Annotated in this window: 22 protein-coding genes and 3 pseudogenes; 7 read left to right on the forward strand and 18 right to left on the reverse strand. The window is 61.4% G+C overall.

All coding sequences use genetic code 11. The features are described 5' to 3' along the window. Positions 1–11: 11 nt before the first annotated feature. The 4 genes from ACFQND_RS02055 to ACFQND_RS02070 form a co-directional block, all read right to left on the reverse strand. On the reverse strand, positions 12–884 hold the full coding sequence (locus ACFQND_RS02055; RefSeq protein WP_371437985.1) for a hypothetical protein: 873 nt from the start codon (positions 882–884) through the stop codon (positions 12–14). 13 nt (positions 885–897) lie between these two features. Continuing rightward, entirely contained in the window at positions 898–2,268 is a 1,371-nt protein-coding gene (locus ACFQND_RS02060; RefSeq protein WP_371437986.1) for an SEC-C metal-binding domain-containing protein, read from the reverse strand. 230 nt (positions 2,269–2,498) lie between these two features. Continuing rightward, positions 2,499–2,834, reverse strand: a complete 336-nt coding sequence (locus ACFQND_RS02065) for a helix-turn-helix domain-containing protein (RefSeq protein WP_371438018.1) — start codon at positions 2,832–2,834, stop codon at positions 2,499–2,501. Continuing rightward, complete coding sequence (locus ACFQND_RS02070) at positions 2,834–3,199, reverse strand: type II toxin-antitoxin system RelE/ParE family toxin (protein ID WP_371437987.1); 366 nt, start codon at positions 3,197–3,199, stop codon at positions 2,834–2,836. Before ACFQND_RS02070 ends, ACFQND_RS02065 begins: the two co-directional genes overlap by 1 nt. Before the next feature lie 251 nt (positions 3,200–3,450). Here ACFQND_RS02070 and ACFQND_RS02075 point away from each other — a divergent pair, with 251 nt between their 5' ends. Then, on the forward strand, positions 3,451–6,543 hold the full coding sequence (locus ACFQND_RS02075) for a Tn3 family transposase (protein WP_371438019.1): 3,093 nt from the start codon (positions 3,451–3,453) through the stop codon (positions 6,541–6,543). Here ACFQND_RS02075 and ACFQND_RS02080 read toward each other — a convergent pair. Together ACFQND_RS02080 and ACFQND_RS02085 are read right to left on the reverse strand one after the other, a co-directional pair. Beyond that, positions 6,524–7,168: pseudogene (locus tag ACFQND_RS02080) on the reverse strand (transposase zinc-binding domain-containing protein); the annotation flags it as partial. The gene ACFQND_RS02075 and the pseudogene ACFQND_RS02080 overlap by 20 nt on opposite strands. A gap of 38 nt (positions 7,169–7,206) precedes the next feature. Then, a pseudogene (locus ACFQND_RS02085) lies at positions 7,207–7,422 on the reverse strand (hypothetical protein); the annotation flags it as partial. Here ACFQND_RS02085 and ACFQND_RS02090 point away from each other — a divergent pair. The 5 genes and pseudogenes from ACFQND_RS02090 to ACFQND_RS02110 form a co-directional block, all read left to right on the forward strand. Further along, a pseudogene (locus ACFQND_RS02090) lies at positions 7,415–7,708 on the forward strand (class I SAM-dependent methyltransferase); the annotation flags it as partial. The pseudogenes ACFQND_RS02085 and ACFQND_RS02090 overlap by 8 nt on opposite strands. A 29-nt stretch (positions 7,709–7,737) precedes the next feature. Next, entirely contained in the window at positions 7,738–7,848 is a 111-nt protein-coding gene (locus ACFQND_RS02095) for a hypothetical protein (RefSeq protein ID WP_371437988.1), read from the forward strand. A 140-nt stretch (positions 7,849–7,988) separates the two neighbouring features. Further along, a complete protein-coding gene (locus ACFQND_RS02100) occupies positions 7,989–8,660 on the forward strand; it encodes an isochorismatase family protein (protein ID WP_371437989.1) in 672 nt (223 codons plus the stop codon). A 69-nt stretch (positions 8,661–8,729) separates the two neighbouring features. Beyond that, positions 8,730–9,707: a Bug family tripartite tricarboxylate transporter substrate binding protein gene (locus ACFQND_RS02105; protein ID WP_371437990.1), complete on the forward strand. Its 978-nt coding sequence runs from the start codon at positions 8,730–8,732 to the stop codon at positions 9,705–9,707. 112 nt (positions 9,708–9,819) lie between these two features. Then, the gene (locus ACFQND_RS02110) at positions 9,820–10,746 is read left to right on the forward strand and encodes a LysR family transcriptional regulator (protein WP_371437991.1); all 927 of its coding nucleotides are present in this window, start codon (positions 9,820–9,822) and stop codon (positions 10,744–10,746) included. 112 nt (positions 10,747–10,858) lie between these two features. Here ACFQND_RS02110 and ACFQND_RS02115 read toward each other — a convergent pair whose 3' ends face one another. Then, positions 10,859–11,005, reverse strand: coding sequence for a hypothetical protein (locus ACFQND_RS02115; protein ID WP_371437992.1), 147 nt, complete (start codon positions 11,003–11,005; stop codon positions 10,859–10,861). Positions 11,006–11,075: 70 nt separating this feature from the next. Here ACFQND_RS02115 and ACFQND_RS02120 point away from each other — a divergent pair, with 70 nt between their 5' ends. Beyond that, complete coding sequence (locus ACFQND_RS02120) at positions 11,076–11,372, forward strand: hypothetical protein (protein ID WP_371437993.1); 297 nt, start codon at positions 11,076–11,078, stop codon at positions 11,370–11,372. Between the two features lie 103 nt (positions 11,373–11,475). On the opposite strand, the gene ACFQND_RS02125 is transcribed toward ACFQND_RS02120, so the two are convergent. The 11 genes from ACFQND_RS02125 to ACFQND_RS02175 form a co-directional block, all read right to left on the reverse strand. Beyond that, positions 11,476–12,657, reverse strand: coding sequence for an acetyl-CoA C-acetyltransferase (locus ACFQND_RS02125; protein ID WP_371437994.1), 1,182 nt, complete (start codon positions 12,655–12,657; stop codon positions 11,476–11,478). A gap of 2 nt (positions 12,658–12,659) precedes the next feature. After that, positions 12,660–12,824, reverse strand: coding sequence for a hypothetical protein (locus ACFQND_RS02130; RefSeq protein ID WP_371437995.1), 165 nt, complete (start codon positions 12,822–12,824; stop codon positions 12,660–12,662). An 8-nt stretch (positions 12,825–12,832) separates the two neighbouring features. Continuing rightward, positions 12,833–15,019 (reverse strand): fatty acid oxidation complex subunit alpha FadB, encoded by a 2,187-nt coding sequence (gene fadB, locus ACFQND_RS02135; protein WP_371437996.1) that lies wholly within the window; start codon positions 15,017–15,019, stop codon positions 12,833–12,835. Positions 15,020–15,223: 204 nt separating this feature from the next. Beyond that, positions 15,224–16,099: an enoyl-CoA hydratase-related protein gene (locus tag ACFQND_RS02140; RefSeq protein WP_377412153.1), complete on the reverse strand. Its 876-nt coding sequence runs from the start codon at positions 16,097–16,099 to the stop codon at positions 15,224–15,226. 36 nt (positions 16,100–16,135) lie between these two features. Further along, positions 16,136–16,894: an SDR family NAD(P)-dependent oxidoreductase gene (locus ACFQND_RS02145; RefSeq protein WP_371437998.1), complete on the reverse strand. Its 759-nt coding sequence runs from the start codon at positions 16,892–16,894 to the stop codon at positions 16,136–16,138. After that, positions 16,891–18,072, reverse strand: a complete 1,182-nt coding sequence (locus ACFQND_RS02150) for an acyl-CoA dehydrogenase family protein (RefSeq protein WP_371438020.1) — start codon at positions 18,070–18,072, stop codon at positions 16,891–16,893. Before ACFQND_RS02150 ends, ACFQND_RS02145 begins: the two co-directional genes overlap by 4 nt. A 20-nt stretch (positions 18,073–18,092) precedes the next feature. Beyond that, positions 18,093–19,190, reverse strand: a complete 1,098-nt coding sequence (locus tag ACFQND_RS02155; protein WP_371437999.1) for a phosphotransferase family protein — start codon at positions 19,188–19,190, stop codon at positions 18,093–18,095. A gap of 21 nt (positions 19,191–19,211) precedes the next feature. Next, on the reverse strand, positions 19,212–20,243 hold the full coding sequence (locus ACFQND_RS02160) for a CDP-6-deoxy-delta-3,4-glucoseen reductase (RefSeq protein ID WP_371438000.1): 1,032 nt from the start codon (positions 20,241–20,243) through the stop codon (positions 19,212–19,214). A 4-nt stretch (positions 20,244–20,247) separates the two neighbouring features. After that, complete coding sequence (locus ACFQND_RS02165) at positions 20,248–22,197, reverse strand: AMP-dependent synthetase/ligase (RefSeq protein WP_371438001.1); 1,950 nt, start codon at positions 22,195–22,197, stop codon at positions 20,248–20,250. 5 nt (positions 22,198–22,202) lie between these two features. Further along, the gene (locus ACFQND_RS02170) at positions 22,203–23,057 is read right to left on the reverse strand and encodes an ABC transporter ATP-binding protein (protein WP_371438002.1); all 855 of its coding nucleotides are present in this window, start codon (positions 23,055–23,057) and stop codon (positions 22,203–22,205) included. A gap of 16 nt (positions 23,058–23,073) precedes the next feature. Further along, positions 23,074–23,895 carry an ABC transporter ATP-binding protein gene (locus ACFQND_RS02175; RefSeq protein WP_371438003.1) on the reverse strand — a complete coding sequence of 274 codons (822 nt, stop codon included), beginning with the start codon at positions 23,893–23,895 and terminating at the stop codon, positions 23,074–23,076. Positions 23,896–23,911: the final 16 nt, after the last annotated feature.

The following is a 23,911-nucleotide window of genomic DNA, read 5'->3' on the forward strand; positions in this document are numbered from 1 at the left end:
AAGTAGCCTGGTCAGCGTGCCCTCATATAAGCCGCGTACAGCGACGCATGCAGGTCTCGCAGGGTCTTGCGCCGGGCTACAACGTCATAATGCCGCCCTTGGCGCTCTAGGCCGAGCAACTCGATCATCACGCGCAGCGCTTTTTCAGGGGCGCTGTGTTGTGACGGTTGCGCCAAGGCCATAGGGGCAGCCAGACCGGGACGCTCCGTCAGCACCCAGGCCGGAAACCATGCCAGGTCGCTGGCATCGCCCGCGCCGTCGAAGCTCGATTCAAACTTGTCTACCAACTGCTGCAAAGGCGGATCGCACGCGTGCCCCACAAGCTCGTCCAGGCGCCGGGGCGACAGCCACGCCAATTCGGCCAGCATCCCCCATGTCGCCTGCAGGCCATACCCTTTCAGGCGGGCTTGCACCATCCAGGCCAGCGGGGCCGGAATACGGCGCCACGACTCGATGCGCTTTACCGCCTCGGCCGCGGCCATCCAGTCCCCAGCACGCAGCCACAGCGGCGCGGCATGCTCCTCGCCGTGGTCGGCGCGAAATGCCAGTGGGGCGGCACGTTGTGCCAGCTCCCGCCATAGTGGATCAAGCCAGGCGGTGGCGGCTTTGTCTCCGAAGGTGCGCTGTGCTGCTGGCTCGATGTCGTTTTGCTGCGCTAGCCGCGCATGGCGCAGCGCATCGTGATCGCGAAACACTGGCTGGCCCCACCCTTCAACCGCCTTGACGAGCACGAGCAATGACGCCAGGCATTCATCGACTGGACATTCGCGGGCAAGAGTGTCCCAGGCCACGCGCGCCGCGGCCCCATCGCGCCGTTCAAGCGCATGAGCGACGTCGTTTCGCAGCATGACGTCGCGACTGTGCTCAAAGATGTCGAGTTGCATCTGCCGCCTGCGATCAGCGCGTCACGCCAATAGTGGCCCACAAAAAGTTGTAGGAGACCTGGGGACGGCCTTGTTGTGACGCTTGCGCTGCCTCACCCGCTTCGTAGCTGCGCAGCAAGCCTTTGACACGCTCCAACCCCGCTGGCGTTAGCATGGCCTGCCGGGGCGTCTTGTTGTTCAGTGCCGGAATGGGCTCATCGGCCCAGTTGGCATAGGCGCGCCGGATCGCCCCCTCGAAGGCCTGGGCCAGCATCTGCGGATCGAGGTCGGGCATACCTGCGCCAGCCACAGGTGATTTGCCGGCATGGGCCATCAGGCCTTTGGGGTCGGACATTTCCCGCGCCACAAACGTCACCGCGGCGCTGGCCAAAGCATCGAACCAAGCTCGGCCTTTGTCGGCGTCGGTCTGCGTTTTGTAAAAAACCTCAATTTTGTCTTGTCTCTTACCAAGGTTGATGGTGGCGATGGAGCGCGTCTGTCCGTCTTCGCACTCGATGAGGCGGTTCCAGCCGTGTTGCAGGTCGCCCTGCACGTCGGGGCAATGGGCCAGTGCGTTTGCCAACCCCTGCCAGTCGATCACTCGATAGTGATCGGTGACCAGCAGCATGAACTCACCGGAATGGGCGTCCATGAGGGTAGGCATGGGTGGCGGGACCACGAACTGTTGCAACCATGCGGACATGATGGTCATGCCCAGCGTATTCGCCAAGTCTGGTAGATGCCCGAACTCTTCGGCAGTGGCGCGCAACCTGTCGACAACAGCCTGCCCGGCCAGCATGGAGAACGAGTAAACGGCGCCAGACAGTTCAAAGTGCTCTCGCACCCGCATGAGGCGACATCCGATGTGCGCGCCGGGCGCCAGCGCGCAGGTGCCTGAGCGTTCTCGCACCACAACCGGTGCGGCTTCACGGTCCAGCACATCGCACAGCGTCATCTGCATGCCCGCTACAACATCGGTCACGTCATACAGGCGCAGCGGGCGCTGCGCCAGTTGCTGCAGCCAATCGCGCTGGCCCACGGCCAGCAGCGGCCCTTCGGGGCCGAGCAAGTAGTCGGGCACGCGCCGGTGAACACCTTTGACGAGAATCTCCCCTTCGGCCAGCAACCACTCGGTCAGGTTGATCTGGACGGCATTCAGGGTCTCATCATCAAGCCGTCCGAGTTTGCCGGCAAACTCTTTCATGAGCAGGCTATCGAGCAATCCGTCAAACGCCGTACGCATTGCCTTGCGGTGGCGCGTGACCAGCCAATCGATCGCCCGCGAAACAGCGCCATCGTGCTCCCTGGACTCCTCCACAGCGGGCGCATCGTTTTCGCGCAGGCAGCATTGCTTGTACTTCTTGCCGCTGCCGCAGGGGCAGGGATCGTTTCGACTGGGTTTCATGGTCGCTGGATTCCGGATGCCGTTCAAAAGCAGAGATTGTCGCGCAAAGGTGGGGTTCCTTTACGAGCACCCGTCAGCGGTAACCTGCTTTGCGACTTGCATCCACGCGCGAAAAGTAGGTGGCGGCCGGAGGCTTTGGCAAAATGCCGCGCTATCGAAAGAAACTTGACGAGCAGCATGCGCCGTTGACCAAGCAGCTCAGGCGCTACCTGCAAGCATTTTCGGCCGTGTCAGACCAGTGCCAACTGCCGGCACCCGAGCGCCTTGCGTGTACGCTTCACCTTGATCTCGATGTCGTAGCCCAGCCGGTTCAGAGAGTCCATCAGTTTGCGTTCCGACAGCTTCGAGAAATCGCCCCGCAGCGCGGCCGACAGCCTGGGCTGGGGAATGCCGACAATCTCGGCCGCGGCCTGCTGCGTCAAACCACGCCGACGCATCGCCTTGGCGATTTCCCCGACCAGGGCAGACTTGATCTGGAGTTCTTCGGCGTCGGGCAGGCCAAGATCGGCAAACACGTTGCCCGAGCCTTCCCATACCTCTACCCCATCAATGACGTGTCGTTTCATCATGTCGCCTTTCTCCTTGCCATCGCCTCGGCCACCTTCAGCCGGGCGCGAATAATGTCGATATCTTCCTTCGGTGTGGCGATGCCCCGCTTGCTTTTCTTCTGGAAGCAATGCAGCACGAACACCGCCTGGGCAAAGCGTACCGTGTACACCGCCCGGTAAGTGCCGCCTTCATTGTCTTCCACCAATTCCAGCACACCGGCGCTGCCAAAGCCTTGCAGCACCTTTGCCGCCTCATGCCTGCCGCCGCACTGCGCGGCATCCAGGGCAAACCCGAAAAACTTGTGGACCGCTGCAGGCAAAGCCATCAAATCCTTGTAGCTGCCCGCCACGAAATAAAGCGGTTTTCTGGCCTTCTCCTTCATGGGTAAACTATACCACAAAGGAGCTAAGAACGGCCCTGCCAGCCTGCCGGAAATATTGCCGCATCTGCATGACAAAATGCCTGCAGCATCGAAAGCGATTTGGCTGGCGTGACGTTTAATTTTTCCGAGGAAGCGACCTCCTGAATGTCCAACCCTCTACTCACATGCTCCGCCGGGAACATGAGCGGCACTGAGCAGACCGCCTCTGCGCGACCGCACAACGTGCCCATCGGCGCGCCTGTGTGCCGCGCATGACGGCACAGTCGCGGCGCCTTTCGATCCTCACCGCCGAAGAAATAGAGGAACTCTACGGCTTACCGTGTTTCACCGAGGACGAGCGATGCCGCTACTTCGAGCTGAGCCCGATTGAGAGCGAAGCGGTCGGCGCCGTGCGCACCGTCTCGGCGGCCGCCCATCTCGCGCTTCAGCTTGGCTACTTCAAGGCGAAGCAGCAGTTCTTCGTCTACGAGCTGGAGGTCATACGCGCCGACCTCGACCACATTCTGCGGCGTCACTTTCCTGGACGCGAGCTGGGTGCCATCGGGCCGTTTTCGAAGCCCACCCGACTCGTACAGCAACGGCTCATCCTCCAGTTGTTCGTGCATCACCCATGCGACGGCGCTGCGAAGGATGAGCTGGAACGTAAAGCGCAACGCTTCGCCATGCTATCGACGCAACCCATCTACATCCTGCGCGAAGTGCTGCAGCATCTGGCGAACCGACGCACGGTCGCGCCCGGCTACACCTACTTGCAGGACCTTGTCAGCCGCGCTGTCACCGGCGAGCGCAAGCGGATCACGCAGCTACTCGATCAAGCCCTGCCGGCCGAGGTCCAGTTGGCGCTGGATGAGTTGCTGCAGGCCGACGATGGTACCTACCGGATCAGCACCCTCAAACACGAGCCCAAAGACTTCAGCAACAAGCAACTGCGCCAAGAGGTCGCCCGGCGCAAGCGCTTCGGGCCGTTGCACGAGTTTGCCCAGACTTTTCTCGCGACCACCGGGTTGTCCAACGAGAGCGTCAAATACTTTGCCTCGCTGGTCCAGTTCTACACCGTCTACAAACTGCGCCGGATGGCGCTGCCGACCGTGCGGCTGTACCTGCTGTGCTTCGCCTATCACCGCCTTCGGCAGATCAACGACAACCTGGTCGAGGCCTTCATTCACTTGGTCGACCAGTACGAGGAGGCGGCCAAGCGCGCGGCCGAAGAGGCGGCGCAAAAGACCTTGCTCGATGTCGGCGAACACCTCAAAGCAGCCGGACAGGTGCTCAACCTGTTCGTCGATCCCGCCATCCCTGCGCAAGCCTCGTTCGCCCAGGTCAAGGCCCAGGCCTTTTCACTGCTGGAGCCGGCGCAGTTCCCGGTGGTGTCGAACTATATGTGCAACATCGAGTTCGACAAGATTGGTTTCGAGTGGGACTACTACACGGCCCAGTCGATGGCCTTCAAGCGCAACCTGCGGCACTTGTTCGCCGACCTGGAATTCGCCGGCCGGGTTGAGGATGCGCCGCTGCTGGAAGCGCTCGTCTTCCTGCAGGATCTGCTGCGCCGCGGCGTCCCGCCGAGCCAGATCAACCGAGACAGGTTTCCCGACGCCGTCATTCCGAAAGGACTGCGGCGCTACCTCTTCACGCCACCGGCTGGGAAGGGAACACCGAAAAGGCTGCTGGTCGATCGCTATGAATTCCTCGTGTACCGCCTCGTGCGCAACGCGCTGGAGGCCGGCGACGTCTATGTCAAGAACAGCAACGAGTTCCGCCGTTTCGAGGATGACCTGATCAGCGATGCTCGCTGGAAAAACAAGAACGCGGTGCTGCGAGAGATCGGCGCGCCGTTGCTGATGGCGCCGATCGAGGAATCCCTGGCGAGCCTGCGCGAGACGCTGGAAGCGAAGTTCGCCTCGGTCAACCAGCGCATCGACAGCGGCGAGAACAAACACATCAAGCTCACCGGCCGTGCCGACAATCGCCGCTGGACATTGATCTATCCCAGCGAGGATGAGCCGACCAACAGCCCGTTCTACGGTCAACTGTCGGGCATCGGCATCGCCGATCTCTTATGGTTTGTCGCGGGGAAAACGGGCTTCCTCAAGTCTTGCACGCACGTGCTCGACCGCTATGTCAAGCAAGCCCCCGACCCGCGGGCCTTGCTGGCCTGCATCGTCGCCATGGGCACCAACATGGGGCTGTGGAAGATGGCCGAGGTCTGTGGTATCAGCCACGCTTCGCTGGAGACGACCGCCCGCAACTTTCTGCGGGGGCAGACCCTGCATGCGGCCAACGACGCGATCTGCAACGCAACGGCGGCGCTGCCGGCGTTCCATTTCTACGACATCCACGGCGAAGTGCATTCCAGCAGCGACGGGCAGCGCATGGAGACGCAGATCAATACGATCAACGCCAGGTATTCCAGCAAGTATTTCGGACTAAAGAAGGGCGTGAGCGCGTACACGCTGGTGGCCAACCACGTGCCGATCAACGCCAAGATCATCGGCACCCACGAACACGAGAGCCACTACGTGTTCGACCTGCTGCACAACAACACCACGCAGATCAGGCCGGCACGGCACTCTACGGACACGCATGGTACGAACCAGGTGAACTTCTGGCTGCTGCACGCCTTCGGCTACCGCTTCGCGCCACGCTACCGCGACCTGCACAAGAAGATCGGAACCTTGGTCGGGTTCGAGAACCCCAAGCACTACGGCGATCATCTCATCAAGCCGGCGCGCAAGGTCTACGAGGAGCTGATCGTTAAGGAGTGGCCCAACATCCAGCGCATCATGGCGTCGCTGGCACAGAAGGATGTGACACAGGCGACGATTGTGCGCAAGTTGGCCAGCTATGCCCGGCAAAACCAGACCAAGAAGGCGCTGTGGGAGTTGGACAACATCTGTCGCACGCTGCACATCGTGAACTTTATCGACGACGTGCAGTTGAGGCAGCGCGTGCAAAAGGCGCTCAACCGGGGCGAGGCCTATCACCGGTTTCGGCGAGCGATCGCCTACGTCAACGCGGGAAAGTTCCGCGTGAAAACCGAGGGGGAGCAGCAGATTTGGAACGAATGCTCCCGATTGATTGCCAACGCCGTGATCTTCTACAACACCGCGCTGCTGTCGCGCGTGTATGAGCAAAAGCTGGCCGCCGGCGATCTCGAAGCGGCGGAACTGGTCAAGAAGGTCTCACCGGTGGCCTGGCAGCACGTCAACCTGTTCGGCAGCTTCGAGTTCAGCGACACGGAATCTGGCATCGACCTCGACGCGTTGGCCGCACAGTTCGCCGACCCCAACTACTGGCGCAGCGCCATGCAGGACGACGCTGCCGACGAGGGGCAGGCCCCGTAGCGCCTGCTCGTTTTACCTTTTCGAGGGGTTGGGCAGGAATAGCCACATGGGTGTTCAGGCTGGAGCCAAAGCGGTGAATGAAGGCCACTGCGCCGATACGCACGCTTGCTTTGTCAGCCTGCGCCGCACTGGGGCAGTGTTCATGCAGGCTGTGCTGTACCACCCGCAGGAAAATGCGCAGGGCCGTGTTCAGCGCCGCCCCGTCACGCTGCATAAAGTACCGCAACCGCTTTGGTACCGACAGCACCCACTGGCGCACGCTCAGGCGGGGGAAGACGTGGTCTGCCAGGTGCGCCGCCGTCTCGGCCATGCGTCGGGTGTTGCACGAGGGGCACACACCACGGCCTTTGCAGGAGAAGGCCACCAAAAAGTCATGCCCGCAGTCGTCGCAGCGGGCGCGTGCAAAGCCGTGGGCGAAGATGCCGCATTCGAGGTATTTGCGAAAGGCTTGCTCCACATAGGCTGGCGGCGTGTGGTGGTCGCCCTGGCCGTCAAACTGGCCCGCGCTGGCCAACTCAAGCCAGGTCTCAAAGTGCTCGGCCACCGTGCGGTACAGCAAAGTCTGCTCGGGGTGGCGGGGGTTGTAGACCTTGGCAGCGGGTGGCGCGTATTTACCCGAGTGCATGTGCGAATGCGCCTGCGGGTGCTTGGCAGTGGAGTGCTTCAGTGAAAGTCCCGGCTCTGGCCGCTTTGCTGGCCGAGCCGGCCCAGCAGGGGCGTCAGGTCCCTGAGGCGCCGGGCCACCAGGTGGCGCACCTCGCCGCCGCTCTCCACATCGCGCTGCCAGACCCCATGGACCGCGAGCAGGCGTGACTTGAGCAGTTCGTCGCGCTGCTGTTCCCGCAGCGCTTTCCAGACGATCACATTGACCGGGCCGGTTACTCGCGGCGGCCCCTATGACCTGATCATCATTCTCGACCCGCCCAGCTATCAGAAAGAGAAAGGCAGCTTCGTTGCCAGCAAGGATTACGCACGCCTGATGCTCCGCCTGCCGGACTTGCTGGCCCCTGGCGGGCACGCGCTGCTGTGTCTGAATGCACCCGAATTGGGTGTCGCCTTCCTGCAAGACCAGATGCAGGAGTTGGTCCCCCAGTTGGCGTTTGCACAACGCGTGCCCAACCCCCTGGCGTTTGCTGACGTGTCGGCTGAGCGTTCGCTCAAGGTAACGCGGCGGTCGACGAGATCAGCTGGCGCGTGGGCTATGAAGACCCGGCCTTTTTTCGCCGGCTCTTCAAACGCACCACGGGCATGGCGCCAGGCGCTTATCGCAAGCGCTTTTGCATTCCGGACTTCGCGCGCTCCTGAGGCCCGGCCATGGCTGCCGGGGCGCCGGCCCCGGGCTTGCGTAGCCAAAAATTGTCTGGCTCCCAAGCACAATCTGTCTTGGACAGCGTGGAAGTCACTGTGCTGTAATGAAATGACTTCATCAACAGCCCGTTCCCTTCATGACCACCACGCCACCCTCCCCCGTCTCCGAAGCCGAGTTTTTTCGCGAGCGCGGCTTCGGGTTTCCCATCGGTTTTGGCGCCAGGCCGGCGCTGCTGGTGGTGGACCTGACCAGGGGTTTTACCGATGCCAAACGCCCGCTGGGCGCGGACCTGACGGGCCAGATCAGGGCGACCAATGCCTTGCTGGAGCTTGCGCACCAGAAAGACATTCCGGTGATCTTTACCAGTGTGCGTTATGACGATGCGCAGCTGCGCGACGCGGGTGTCTGGGCGCTCAAGCAAAAAGGCACGGCCAGCCTGGCGGCGGCCGGTGACGGGCATGAGCTGGACCCGCGCCTGGCCATGGGGCCGCAGGATGCGCTGATCTATAAAAAATATGCGTCCTGCTTTTTCGGGACGGACTTGATTTCACGGCTGGTCACCGCCAGGGCCGACACGCTGATCATTGTGGGCACCTCGACCAGCGGTTGTGTGCGGGCCAGCGCGGTGGACGCCTGCCAGAACGGCTTCCGGCCCATGGTGGTCAAGGAAGCCGTGGGCGACCGGTCCGCGGCGGCGCATGAGCAAAGCCTGTTTGACCTGCAGGCCAAGTATGCCGACGTGGTGTCGCTGGAGGCGACGCTGGCGTATTTGCGCGGCCTTGAGGCGCAGCTGGCGCTGGCCGCATAAGGCATCGTTTTCCCCTCCTCTCCTTTAACTTCCTTTCATTTTTCTTTTCTTTCTTTCAGAGGTATGTGTATGCACCCCATGATCCAGAAAACGCTGCTGCTGTTGGGCGCGGGCCTTGTGTTCGCCACGCAGGCGATTGCGGCCGACGCCTATCCCGACCACCCGGTGCGCATCATCGACGGCTATTCGGCGGGCGGCGGCACGGATTATGTGGCGCGCTACCTGGCCTCCAAGATGGGCGCGGATTTCGGCGCGAGCGTGATTGTGGAAAACCGTCCGGGCGCGAGCGGCCAGATCGGCATGAGTTACGTCGCCAAGTCCAAGCCGGACGGCTACACGTTGATGGTGATCCCGAATGAGTTGTGGTCGGTGGCGCCGCTGCTGTACAAGCGCCTGCCTTACGACGTGGAGCGCGAGCTGACGCCGGTGGCGACGCTGGCCGACATACCGCTGGTGCTGACGGTCAGCGCCAAGGTGATGGCGAAGACGGTGCCGGAACTGATTGCGTATGCCAAAGCCAACCCGGGCAAGCTGACCTTCGGCACGGCCGGCGCCGGCACCACGCACCACCTGGCGGCGGAGCTGTTCAAGTCCCTGGCCAAGGTGGACATGGTGCACGTGCCGTACAAGGGTACCTCGCTGGCGGTCAGCGACCTGCTGGCCGGCCAGATCGACATGGTGTTCTCGCCGATCACGGCGGTGCTGCCGCACATCAAATCTGGCAAACTCAGGGCCCTGGGCGTGACGACCAAAAAACGCGTGTCCGCCCTTCCCGATACGCCCACGATTGCGGAAGCCGGCCTGCCCGGTTATGAAGGCAGTGTGTGGGTGTTCCTGGTGGCGCCCAACGGCACGCCGAATGAAGTGATCAACAAATGGGTTGCGCAAGCGAAAAAAGTGTTCTCCACCGAAGAAGCCCGCAGCCTGCTGGCGGTGCAGGGCGTGGAGACGCTGATCCTGACGCGCGACGAGATCAAGCAGCGCAACAAGGAAGACTCGGCGCGCTGGAAAAAAGTGATCAACGACGCGAAGATCAGCATCGAATAAACGCGACGCTGTGTCGGGCAAAGGACGCATGGGGTTCCATGGCGTCCTTTTTTTATTTTTCCCTGGTTCCGGCTTCTTCGCTTGAACGCGGGAAGTGCAGGAGACAGGATTCTTGAACCTCAAACAGCTTCGCTATTTTGTGACGGCGGTGGATCTGTGCAACATCACGCGCGCCGCCAAAAAACTGCATGTGGCGCAACCGGCGCTGGGCCTGCACATCCGCGAGCTGGAGGCCGAACTGGGCGTGACCCTGCTGCACCGGCATTCGCGCGGTGTGGAGCCCACGGTGGCGGGGCAGCTGCTCTATACCCGGGCCAACCAGATTTTTGAGCAGATTGAGCAGACGCGCAAGGACGTGACCCAGCTGCACCAGGCCGCGCGCGAGCCGGTGTCGCTGGGGCTGACGACCAGCCTCACGCTGCTGGTGGGCACCGGCATACAGCTGCTGGCCGAGCGCGATTTTGAGGACCTGGCCTTCAGCCTGGTCGAAGGGCCCAGCTTTTTTCTGGCCGATGCGATAGAGCGCGAGGAACTCGACGTGGCGCTGGCCTATGAAATAGAGCCGCGCCCCGGCCTGCTGCTGACGGCGGTGATGGAGGAAGAGATTTTGTTCGTGACCGCGGCCGGCAGGAAAAAAGCGCCGGCCGAGGTGGCCATGGAAGAGGTGCTGGGCAGCAAGCTGGCCCTGGGCTCGCGGCGCGACATAGGCCGGCGCATCCTGGCGCGCGCCGCGGGCGTGCCGCTGGCGGACCTCAAGGTCACCTATGAAGTCCAGTCGATCGCGGCGATCCGCGACCTGGTGCTGCAGGGCGAGGCCAGCAGCATCATGCCTTACGGCTCGGTCGCGCGCGAGCTCGAAGCCGGCCGGCTGGCGGCCAAACGCATCACGGGGCACCCGCTCAAGTCGACGCTGTACATCGTGCGGCGCGCCGATTCGGGCCATGAGAAGAGTTGGGAAGCGCACGGGCTGGACCGCTTGCTGGACCGGGCCGTCAGCATGGTGGCGGAAAAGCTCGGGCCTTACGGCATGCGCTTGTAGCGCTGGCTTCGCGATGGCCCGGAAGCGCCGTCTTCCGCGAACAACAGCCGGCCATCGTCACAAGCCGCAGGTTGATGCAAGGCCGGCGGGCAAAGGCTCTAGACCTTTTCCCTTACGCAGCCGCGCCGAAATGAAAAAACACTGAGCCATTGTCTTTAAGAAGACCTTGCTGGGCAAAGCCCCAGCGGATTTCCGTAAGCTGAAGAACAGCCCTCTTCTTCTTCCGCCCACCCGGCGCCGGAGGGAAAATGGGGTTCATGAACAGCTTCGCCACGGAAAAAGGATGACGCGCGATGACGCACGCCACCCCGGCAATACCGGGAGGGCCCATGAGCCCGCGTGAGGCCTGGGTCGAAACGCAGCTGCTCCACAGCTTCATGCGGCATGCGCGGCCCACGCTGCATGCGGCCGGCCCGCTGATCGTGATCGTGGTGGCAATGCTGTACCGGCATGTGGAAACCCTGGGCCTGGCGCTGCGGGCCGCGGCGGCGCTTGCGGTGACCGTGCTGCGCTACGGCATCCTGCACGTGTACCGGCGGCGCCTGGCGGACGCCGATGGCACGGTGCTGCGGCTGTTCATGGCGCGCTACGCATGGGCCTGGCCTTTGAGACATCACCTCGGGTAGCGTGGCATGCGTTCGACGCCGCCCCCCCAGGAGCCCATCCTCAAGCAGGCATAGCGCGAACCTCGCGTTTGCCTATCCAGCGCTTCACCCGGCTGCCGCCGCCCTACAGTCTTTCGACAATCGTTACATTGGCCATGCCGCCTCCCTCGCACATTGTCTGCAGACCGTAGCGTTTGTTGCACTTCTTCAGGGCATGAACAAGCGTCGTCATCAGCTTGGTGCCCGATGCGCCCAGAGGGTGGCCGAGGGCAATGGCGCCGCCATTGACGTTCAAGCGCTCAGGATCGGCGCCAGTCGCCTGCAACCACGCCAAGGGAACAGGGGCAAATGCCTCGTTCACCTCAAATAGGTCGATCTCGTCGATTTTCATGCCGGATTTCTGCAATGCCCGCATCGTTGCCGGAACCGGTGCCTCCAGCATGATCACCGGGTCGTGGCCCATCACCGTCATGTGGTGTATACGCGCAAGAGGCTGAATGCCCAGTGCCTTCAATCCCTTCTCATTGACGATCATTACGCCTGAAGCGCCGTCGCAAATCTGACTCGAAGTCGCCGCCGTGATCATTCCGCCTTCCTGGATGAGCTTTACACCACGGATGCCGTCAAGCGTCACGTCAAAACGGAGACCCTCATCCATGGTATGCGGCTCACCAGAGTCTGAACCGTCCGCCAAGCGCACTTCCACCGGTACGATTTCCTCTTTGAATAGTCCCTCATGGGTTGCTGTGATAGCGCGTTGATGACTGACGTAGGCATAGCCGTCCAGCATATCCTTGGAAAGTCCATATTTTTTGGCGACCATCTCGGCGCCAGTGAACTGACTGAAATCCTGTACGCCTGGATAACGTCGCTGTATCGCCGGACTCACATAGTAGCCGAGATCATTTTTCCGCGGTAGTGTGCTTGGCATGAACATCGGTACGCGCGTCATGCTTTCTACGCCGGCGGCAATCACAACATCCATCGCACCAGACATGACTGCCTGGGCCGCAAAGTGAACCGCCTGCTGCGACGATCCGCACTGTCGATCGACCGACGTACCCGGGACCGACTCCGGCAACTTCGACGCGAGTACCGCATTGCGGGCGATATTGGTTGATTGTTCACCTGCCTGGCTGACGCACCCTATGATCACGTCCTCAACAAGAGCGGGGTCGATACCGGTGCGATCAACCAGCGCGTCAAGAATTTTTCCTGCAAGATCAGCCGGATGCCAGCCTGACAACCGTCCGCCTCGGCGTCCGCCGGCGGTCCTTGCAGCAGCAACAATATATGCCTCAGCCATTTTCATTCCTTCTCAAATGTTAGTGATGCCAAATCCAGCTTGGACACGCTATTCTTGACGAAGCGCGCCACCTTGACGCCGTGCACGGCCAGGCGGCGCGCAGTGGCTTCACCAAGGCTGGAAGCCCCGCCGGCAATGATCGCTGAAAGCGATTTATCGATTTTCATGATATTTCCTAAACATAGGTTGGACCGTTAAGATTGGGCCGTTCTTGAGCGCTGTAGTAGGTGCTGCCTTTCGCCGCCATCTCACGCATGGTGTCTGTTGCGCAATACTGCGCCCCCAGATGCGCATACTTGTCGCTCAGGCGGACAACCTGGTCTAGACCCAGCCAGTCGGCATATTTGAGCGCGCCACCAAGATACTTCGGAAAACCAATCCCCAATAGCAACGCCATATCCAGTTCGGCCGGCGTCGATACCACGCCGTCTTCCAATGCATGCGCAGATTCAACGAGCAGCGGCAGCATCATGCGCTCAATGATTTCTTCGTCGCTGAACTCGCGGCGTCCGCCAGGTTGTAGCGTTGCCAGCAAGTCGTACGTATCGGAGGCCAATGACTTTTTCGGCTTGCCGGCGGGATCGGTTTCGTAGCGGTAAAAACCAATCCCGTTTTTCTGGCCATAGCGCTTATTCTCGACCATCAGTTTGAGCGCGTCATGCGCCAGAGGCGGCATCCGGTTTGCGTAGCCTGCCGCGATGACGTCGACGACATGGCTGCCGGTATCCATGCCGACCACATCTTCAAGATACGCCGGACCCATCGGCCAGCCGAATGCTTCCATGGCACGGTCAACTTGCACGAAGTCGGCGCCATCTGCCACCAGCTGCAGGAAGGATCGGAGGTAAGGCGTCAATATCCGGTTCACCAAAAAGCCAGGACAGTCTCTCACCACAATCGGGGTTTTGCCCATTGCCAGCCCATAGCCGACCGCCGTGGAAACCGCCACGTCGCTGGTTTTGGCGCCTTTGATCACTTCTACCAGGGCCATCACCGGCACCGGGTTGAAAAAGTGCATGCCAACGAAGTTCTCCGGCCGCTTCAGCGGCACCGCAATATCGTCGATACGCAGACTGGAAGTGTTCGACGCGATGATGGTGTCTTCCCGCACGGCGCCTTCGAGCTCCGACAGCACGGCATGCTTTACCTTCATGTTCTCGACCACGGCTTCGATCACGACGTCGGCCGTGTCGAAATTCTCGTAGTCGAGCTGGGGCTTGATGGAAGCCAAGACCAGATCGGCCTTCTCCTGGGTCAGACGCCCGCCTTTGACTTGCCTGGCAAGCTGCTTGGCTGCTTCAGATGTGCCCAGTTCCAATTGCTTCTCGGCGATATCTTTCATCAACACCGGCGTCCCACGCAATGCACTGGTGTAGGCAATACCGCCACCCATGATGCCTGCGCCAAGCACCGCCCCCTGCTTCAGCGGGCGCGCGCTTTGCGCGTGCTGACGGAACAATTTCTTGAGCAGTTCATCATTGTGGAAAGCTTGCACCAGCGAGTCCGCTGCCTGCGTCCTCGCCATACGCACAAAAGCCTTGCACTCCAACTGCTGCGCTCCCGCCCGATCCTTGCCGGCCGCTTGCTCCATCAACTCCACCGCGGCCAGGGCCGCCGGCTGATGCTTGGGACTGCTTGCAGCCACCTTGGCCTTGGCCGGTTCGAACAAGGCGCGCACTTCATCGGCGCTAAGCGGCAGAGGCTGGCGCTTTTGCGCCTGGCGCGCACGCCAGTCGATCTCGCCGGCTGCCGCCTTTCGCAATACAGCGAGCGCAGTCTCGCGCAATGCTTCGGGCGCGCACACTTCGTCAACAACCCCCGCCTCCTTCGCCGCCGCCGCTTCGCTTGGCTTTCCATAGGCGATCCATTCGATCGCCACCAATGCTCCGGCGACCCGTGGCAGCCGTACCGTGCCGCCGGCACCGGGAACCACTCCCAGGCTCACGTCAGGCAGGCCAACCTGTGCGGCTGTCGACATCACACGTAAGGCCGCCGATAACGCAACCTCCAGCCCGTTGCCCAAGGCAAATCCATTAATGGCGGCCACGGTCGGTATCGGCAAGTCTTCAAACGCCTTCACCGCGTCGTTAGTTCGGAGGTTGGCGGCCATCATTTCCTCGGGGAGCAGCTTGATCGTGGCGCCGAACTCGTTGATGTCGGCGGCTGCAATGAACGCGTCCTTCGCGCTGGTGACCAATATGCCTCGCACACCTGGCGTGCCTGCAATGATCTTGGTCGCTTCGCGCCACTCAACGGTAGTCAGCTTGTCAAGCTTGTTTACCGTGGCGCCACGCCGGTCAAAGCAGAGTTCAACAAACCCTTCGTCGAGCTTCGAGATTTGTATGGTTTCACCTTGAAACAAGATTCTTTCTCCTTCAAGCATTAAATGGAAAGCCGAAGAGCGAGTAAAGACATGGCCTTGCCAACGCCGTGGCGCTTGCTTTCAGCTTCATCTTCGTGTGCGACCTCTTTACACAGCACGCAAACGCACCCGTCGCTATCGCGCGCCGACTCGGCGTAATCCACTAGGAGATGGTCCGTCCGGTACCCGAGCCTGAGTAAAACCTCACTTCTTGAAAATCGGCTCTCTTTTTTCAAAGAAGGCCTGCGCCCCCTCCTTGAAAGAAGGCAAATCCAGCAGGTAACGCTGGCGTTCCTTTTCATAGTCAAGCTGCGCGGCCAGCCCCTGGTTGCCGGCCGCATCAAGGGCGCGCCGTGCTTCCAGAGCGCTGTGCGCCGGCGCTTTTGCCAATTGGCCGGCAATCTTCCTTGCCTCCTCCATCAGCGCGCCATCGTCAACGCAAGACCAGATCAACCCCCATTCGGCCGCCTTCTCGGCGGGAAGGCGATCCCCAAGCAGCATCAGCCCCATGGCACGCGCGCGGCCCACACGCTGCGGCAAGAACCAGGTCGTCCCCAGGTCCGGCACGATGCCAAGGCGCGGCAGGAACGGCGTAAGAAAGAAGGCGGAACGTGCTGCCACCACGATGTCTGCAGCCAACGCAAGGCTGATGCCAGCGCCCGCAGCCGCTCCATTGACCGCGGAAACAATCGGCATAGGCAGATTCTGCAGCGCGAGAATCAGCGGGTTGGAGATTTCCGCCATCATCTTCGCAACGCTTTCCCCGACCGAAACCCCGCTGCCGCGTCTGTTGTCGAGCTCGCCGAGATCGCCGCCTGAACAAAATGACCGTCCTGCGCCGGTCAGTATCAGCGCTCGGACAGCGTCCTGCGTGCCCAGCTGTTCGAGTGCCGCCAGCATCTCCTTTTGGAGCACTACGGTCAACCCATTGCGGCTGCTTGGCTGGTTGAGTGTCAGTATTGCCAGGTCTTCCGATACTTCCAGCTTGATTGATTCGAACGTCATAGTCTTCCTTCCTTGGTAAGTGGTAGCCTGCGCGAGCATTCGGGGCAACACGATGGATGCGTCAGAGCCGGTCAATCCACCATGGTGCCGAGAGAATTGATTGCTTTGGCTTCATGCTGCTGCCCATCCGCCATCGACCATCAGCGTATGCCCTGTGACATAGGAAGCGCTTGGTGAAGCAAGGAATACTGCTGCTCCCGCCACTTCGGATATATCCCCAAACCTGCCGAGTGGTGTCCTCGCAAGCAGTCTGGGGGCAATGTGGGGATGCCCTGTCATCGCAGAAGTTAGCTCCGTTTTAATGAATCCATATCCGATGGCATTCACGCGAATGCCATGTTCGGCCCAGTCAAGCGCCAATGCACGAGTCAATTGTTCGACGCCGCCTTTGCTAGCGCAATAAGGAACCTGACGCTTCAAACCAACCTTCCCCGCAACTGAACTGATATTAATGATGGAGCCGCCCTTTGCAGGAATCATTAATTCACCCAAATGCTTGCAACAGTAAAACACGCCGTCCAGGTTGGTTTTCAGGATGTTTTCCCACTCCGCCGTTTCGGTTCGTTCGAGTGACCCATAGTGGGGGTCGATGCCGGCGTTGTTCACCAGGATATCCAGCCTGCCAAACTGCTCCAGGACATTGTCTCGCAGAGATACCACTGTAGACTCATCAGCCACATCGACGATCGCTGTAACTGCATCACCGCCAATAGCGGAACGAGCCTGTTCAAGCACTTCGGCATTTCGGCCGCAAATGATCAATGTCGCGCCGCAGTCCGCAAGTCCCTGCGCAATGGCAAGGCCGATGCCGCGACCACCGCCAGTGACCACAGCAACCTTGTTTGTCAGATCGAAATAAGCTGGAATCACAATGCCTCCTGCTTACGCGCCAATCTGTTCGCAATCGCCCACCGATGCACTTCAGATGGGCCGTCATAGATGCGGAAAGTACGAACTTCCCGGAAAATTCGCTCCACTTGTGTGTCGTGTGTGACGCCTAGTCCACCCAGTATCTGCATGCAACGATCGGCAATACGGAACAGCGCTTCAGATACAAAAACCTTTGCCATGCTTGATTCATGGCGGCCAGGATCTCCTTTGTCCAGCCGCCATGCAACATCCAGAATCGCCAGACGGCACATATGCAGCTCGATTTCGTTATCGGCCAGCATAAAACCGACACCCTCGTGGCGAATGAGCGTCGAGCCGAAAGCCCGCCGTTTGGTGGCATATTCGGTCGCAATGTCGTGCGCGCGCGTCGCGGCACCGAGCCAACGCATGCAGTGTGTGAGCCTGGCTGGGGCCAGTCTTACCTGTGCATAACGCAGGCCTTCCCCAATTTCGCCCAACACATCATCACGATGGACGCGCAGCCCGGCGAATTCGACTTGCGCATGGGCGCCAGTGAAGCTGGAGTCCATGGATCCTATGATTCTGCTGATCTTGATTGCGTCGTTTGGCATCGATGCCAGAAACATTGTTGGGCCAAGTTCCTCCGCGTCGTCAAATGCCCTGGCCATGACGATCATGAAGCCGGCACCGTCGGCGCCGGTAATCAACCACTTATTGCCACTAATAACGAAATGGTCGCCGTCACGATCTGCGCGCGTCGCCAACTGGCTGGGATCTGAACCCGCACCGGGATGAGGCTCTGTCATCGCAAAGCAGGATCGAATATCTGCTCGGGCCAACGGACGAAGAAACCTTTCCTTTTGTCGCTGGTCCGCAACAATTTCAAGAAGGTGCATGTTTCCTTCATCGGGCGCCGCACAATGTAGTGCAATTGGTCCTAACGTCGAGTAACCGGCGGCTTCGAATACCAATGCTCTTTGCACATGGCTCAAACCGAGGCCGCCGAAGTGGCTTGTTACGTGCGGCGCCAGCAGTCCGGCCTCGCGCGCCAGTGCATTCAACTCGATCCTGAGTTCATCGGTCGGTCCATGGCTGGTAAGTCGTGGGTCTCGTTCATAAGGAATTATTTTCTGCTCGACAAACGATCGTACGCGGTCTCGAAGCGCCGCATCACTTGGCTCAATGGAAAAATCAATCACGGGGTCTCCTGATCAGGTCAATGCAAGGCACCGGAAGCAATTGCCTCCGTAAAGTCGAGTAGGCCGATAGATAGCGGGCCGAAAGCTTCATACTTTTCGTTTGCTACTTCGCCACGGCGGTATTTGGCATGAAGCTGCATGAATACAACGGTCAGTTTGAACATGGCCAACACACGATAAAACTTGAATGAGGAAAGATCTGCGCCTGTTCGGCGCGCATAAATTTCGAGTACGTTGGAACGGGTCGGAAAACCGGCCTGGGCGGTCGGCATTTGCGCCAGTTTTTGCATCGCTTCGGGGTCACCCGCTTGGCTCCAGTAGCTCAGCAAGGTGGCCAGATCGACCATGGGGTCGCCGCGCGTGCCCATGTCCCAGTCAATGAGCGCACGGGGCTCCAGCGACACTGGATCGAGAATGATATTGTCGAGTTTAAAGTCGCTATGCAACAGGCAGGTAGGCTGCTGTATCGGTATCCGATTTCGCAACCAGTGCGCGGTCCTGGTTATGCCCTTGGGCGTATCTGCACCATAGGCAAGATTTGCTCTTTTTTCCCAACCCTCGACCATTCGGGACAGCATGCCCTCAGGTCGGCCCAGATTTGACAGGCCGACGCTTTCGGCGTCTACGGAATGCAAATCCGCCAGCAAGTCAACGATCCGCCTGCCGAGCATGGCACGTTCTTCTTCGGTAACTGGACGAAACTCAGGTAGCGATCCCCCGATGACAAGCCCGCGCCGGTATTCCATGATCAAAAAAGGAGCTCCGAGGATCGCGGTGTCAGCACAAAAGTGGATAGCTTTTGGCGCGAGTGGAAAAGCTTTCCATAAGTTTTTTAATATGGTGAATTCGCGCAACATGTCGTTCGCACCGGGGGGGATGTTGCCTGGAGGCGGCCTGCGCAGTACCCATTCGCGGCCATTCATCATGACCAGGTAGTTCAGGTTTCCAAAGCCGCCTGAAAACTGACGAGGAGCTTCAGAAACATCCAAATCAAAACCATGCTGATTCAGATGGGCGCGCAGTGCTGACCAGTCCTGAGGAAGCTCATGGCCTATCGGATGAAGAGCGCTCGGGACGGACTGAACGACAGAGCTTTGACTCGGCAGGATAACCATTCGTGTTCTATTGATGATCGCTTAGGCCTTGGTCGTCGCTTGCGCGCGGTCGGCCGCAGTGAGAAACAGGTCCGCAAAGAAACGCTCCGGGAGCAATCCGCATCGCGCCACGAGGTCCCGGCTGGCGGCCTCCACCATCGCGGGGACGCCGCAGGCATAGACATCGTGGTTGGACAGATCAGTGAAATCCGCCATGACGGCCTCATGCACCCATCCCGTCCGTCCCGTCCATGCATCCGCAGGATCGGCTTCCGAGAGCACCGGCACAAAGTGGAACGCGGGGTACTTGTGCGCCCAAAAGGTCGGCAAGTCCATCATGTACAGGTCGCGCGGGCGGCGTCCGCCCCAGTACAGCGTGGCTGGCCCCTGCAGCCTGCGCCGCAGGGCGTCGAGCACCATGGACTTGATCGGCGCGAAGCCGGTGCCGCTGGCCAGCAGGATCACGGGCCGATGCTCGTCGCGCAGGTAAAAGCCGCCTTTGGGCCCTTCGACGGTGAGCGGATCGCCTTCCCGGAGCTGCCCGAACACCTGAGGCGTAAAGCGGCCGCCAGCCACGTGGCGGATGTGCAGCTCTACAGTGGCCGTATCGTGCGGCCCGTTTGCAATGGAAAAGCTGCGCCGCAGGCCGTTGTCCAGCACGATCTCGACATACTGCCCGGCCCGGAAGCGGAACGTCACGCCGGTGGGCAGGCCGAGCTGCACGATGGCTACATCGTCTGCAGGCCGCTCGATGCGGCGCACTTGGCAGGACAGCCTGACGGGGCCGGGCGAGAAGCCCAGTTCTTCGACCGGCACGTCCACCACCAGGTCCGTCTCGGCGCTGCTGCAGCACATCAGGAAGTAGCCCTGGGCCCGCTCTTCTTCCGTCAGCGCCGCGCTGGCATAGAAGCCGTGGTCGACGCTGCCCGAGCTCAGCCGGGCCTTGCAGGTGCCGCAGATGCCGTCGCGGCAGGAATAGGGCAGGGTCAAGCCGGCGCGCTCGGCCGCGTCGAGCAAAAACTCCAGCGGCGCGGCCTCGAATTCGCGGCCTGAGTTTTCAAGTCGGATCAGCATGGCGTCATGCTGCCCTGGCGGGCCCGTTGGCCGGTGCGCCGGTGCGTGGTGTCTCGTCGTACATGGCGTCGATCAGCTCGCGAAACTGCTTTTCCATCTGGCCGCGCTTGACCTTGCGCGTGGGCGTCATCTCGCCGTCGTCATGGCTCAGATCCCGCGGGATGATGGCGAATTTCTTGATGGTTTCCACGCGCGCCAGCGTCTGGTTGGCCACCTCGATCTCCGCTTCCACCAGCTGGATCACCACCGGGTTGGCCGCCATGTCGCGCAGCGTGGTGTAGGCGATGCCGCGCGATTGCAGCAGGTCGCCCACGGCGTCAAAGTCGAGCTCGATCAGGCAGGTCAGGTAATGCCGCGCATCGCCGATGACCATGGCCTCGCTGATATAGGGGCTGGCCTTGATCTTGTTTTCGATCAGCTCGGGCGAGATGTTCTTGCCGCCGCTGGTGATGAGCACGTCCTTCTTGCGCCCGACGATGGCGATGTAGCCGTTGTCGTAGAGTTCGCACAGGTCGCCTGTGTGCAGCCAGCCCAGCGCATCCTTGATCTCGAGGACGCTGTTTTCCTGCCCGCGGTAGCCGCAAAAGCCGATTGGACCGCGCAGCAGCAGCTCGCCGTCTTCCGTCTTCATCGCCTGCCAGCCCGGCAGCACATGGCCTACCGTGCCGCGCACGTCGTGGCCCGGCATCGAGGCGCTGGGGATGTTGTGCAGCTCGGTCATGCCGAAGGCGTTGATGATGGGCACCCCCAGCGCCATGTAGTACTCGAACAGCTCGGCCGACATGGGCGCTGCGCCGCAGATCACATAGCGCGTGTTCAGAAAGCCCATGTGTTTGCGCAGGTGGCGATAGACCAGGAAGTGCGCCACGGCGTGCACCGCGCGGTCGCGCCAGGTCCATTGCGTGGCGACCGGGCGCACCGCGTCGAAGCCGACTGCCTGGCGCGGTGCTGCCGGCGTGAAGTTATCTACGCTCTTGCGCTGCCGCGCCACCCGGCGCATGCCGACACCGAGCGCCCAGCGGTACAGCGCGCGCTTGAGCCGGGTCGACTTGCCCATGCGGATGTCCACGCTGGTTTTGACTTTTTCCAGGATACGCGGCACAGCGCCGAACACGGAGGGCTGGATCTCGACCACATCGGCCTGCACGGTGTCGATGCTGTCGGCAAAGTTGGCCACACAGCCTGAGGACAGGTGCACGGCGATGGTCATGATGCGCTCGAACGCGTGCGACAGCGGCAGGTAGGACAGCCAGGAGTCGCCCCTGCCCATGCTCAGCACCTGCAGCATCGAGCGCGCGCCTTCCACCGGCCCGCTCTGCACGCACATCGCGCCCTTGGGCATACCCGAGGTGCCGGAGGTGTACATGATGTCGTAAACGTCGCCGGGCTTGACGGCGAAGACCAGGGCCTCGAAGCGCTTGGGGTCTTGCGCATCCAGCTGGGCGCCCAGCGCCTCCACATCCTTGTACGACAGCACCAGGCCGCCGCGGTGTTCGCCGGCGCCCCGCGGGTCGAAGATGATGATCTTTTCGATCGGAAAGCCGTCGGCCTGCAGCTCCAGCGCCTTGTCCAGGTGCTCCTGGTCGCCGGCAATCACAAAGCGCGCGCCCGAGTTACCCAGGATGTACCGCACCTCTTCGGTGGAACTGGTGGGGTAGATCGTGGTGACGATGGCTCCCGCGCATTGCACGGCCAGGTCGCTGTAGAGCCACTCCTGGCAGTTCTCCGCCTGGATGCCGACGGGCTCGCCGCGCTTGAGGCCCAGGACAATCAGGCCCAGCGTGAAGAGCCGAACGTGCTGGAGATAGCCGCTCCACGACACTTCCTGCCAGATGCCCAGGTGCTTCTCGCGGATGGCCGGCGCATCGCCGTGGGCTTGCGCGTTGCGCCAAAGCTGTTGCGGCAAGGTCGTGCCGCGGCCGCTTGCGTGGGGGTTGACTGTTTGAGAGGTCATGGTGTTCAGGCGCCCAGGTAGCTGCGGATGACTTCCGGGTCGGTGCGCACCACATCAGGCGTGCCCGAGGCAATGCGGCAGCCGAAGCTCATCACCGTCACGCGGTCCGAAATGTCCATCACCACGTCCATTTCATGTTCCACCAGCACGATCGTCAGGCCCACTTCTTCGCGGATGTCGAGCAGGTAGCGCGCCACATCTTCTTTTTCTTCGAGGTTCATACCGGCCACGGGTTCATCGAGCAGCAGGAGTTGGGGCTCGGCGGCCAGCGCGCGGCCGATTTCCACGCGCTTTTGCAGGCCGTACGAGAGGCTGCCCACGGGCGCCTTTCGCACATGCTGCAGGTTCAGGAATTCGATGACCTCTTCCACTTTCTGCTGGTGAGCCGACTCCTGGCGGTAGCCCGCGCCCCAGAACAGGCCGCTGGACAGGACGCCGCCCTTCATGAAGCGGTGGCGCCCCACGAGGATGTTCTCCAGCACCGTCATGCGACGGAACAGTTCGATGCGCTGGAACACGCGGGCCACGCCGAGTTGGGCCACTTGGTCCGGCCGGCGTCCCACGATCTGCTGCCCGTCCATCAGGATCGAGCCTTCCCAGGGCCGGTAATAGCCGCAGATGCAGTTGAGCATGGTGCTCTTGCCCGCGCCATTTGGGCCGACCAGCGCGTGGATCTCGCCGCGCTTGACGTCCAAGTTCATCTTGTCAACGGCCTTGACGCCGCCAAAGCGCAGCGACAGGCCGCTGATGTCCAGCAGCGGTTCGCCCAGGCGGGCCTCGTCCAGGCGCGGCAGGAACGAAAGAATTTCGCCGCGACTGTCCCAGTTGGAAGGGAGGTGTTTGTCCATCATGGTGCTCATGAGAAGTCTCCGCCCTTCAAGAGAGCCAGCGCTTGCGGCGCTTGTAGTGTTTGACATCGCGGAAACTCTTCTTCAGTCCGCCTTCAAGGCCCAGGTAGAACTCCTGGATTTCGCGGTTCTCGCGCAGGGCCTCGGCCGGCCCGTCGTAGACCACGCGGCCGCTTTCCATTACATAGCCGTAGGAGGCGATGTCCAGCGCGACCTTGGCGTTCTGCTCGATCACGAGGATCGCAATGCCGAAGTCGCGGTTGAGTTCGCGCAGGGCCTGGAAGTTCTCCTGAACCAGCATGGGCGACAGGCCCAGCGTCGGCTCGTCGAGCACCAGCAGGCGCGGCTTGGCCAGCAGCGCCTTGGCCATGGACAGCATCTGCTGTTCGCCGCCGCTCAGGTAGCCGCCGAGCTGCGACTCGCGTGTCTTGAGAATCGGGAAGCGATCCACCACGCGGGCATAGTCATCGGCCAGTCCCGCGCGGCTTTCGCGGCAAAACTGGCTGAGCATGAGGTTCTCGCGCACTGTCAGTTCCTTGATGACGTTGCCGCCTTCGGGAATTTGGTAAAGGCCGCGACGTGCGATCTCGTGCGGCGCCAGCGCATCGAGCGCCGCGCCGTCGAAGGTGACGCTGCCAGAGCGGATCTGAGCCTCGACCGACAGCAGCAGGCGCGAGATAGCGCGTACCAGCGAGGTCTTGCCCGCGCCGTTGGGCCCGAACAGGGTGACGACCTGGCCGGCGGCGACCGTGAGCGAGACGCCTTTGACGGCAAAGACGACGCCGTGATAGACCACTTCGATGTTGCGAACATCGAGCAGCGGCGCTTGGGGTTTCGTTGCAGAGCTCATGGGGTGACGAGGCTGA

It is taken from the genome of Polaromonas aquatica (assembly GCF_042659145.1).
Taxonomy (GTDB): Bacteria; Pseudomonadota; Gammaproteobacteria; order Burkholderiales; family Burkholderiaceae_C; genus Polaromonas; species Polaromonas aquatica.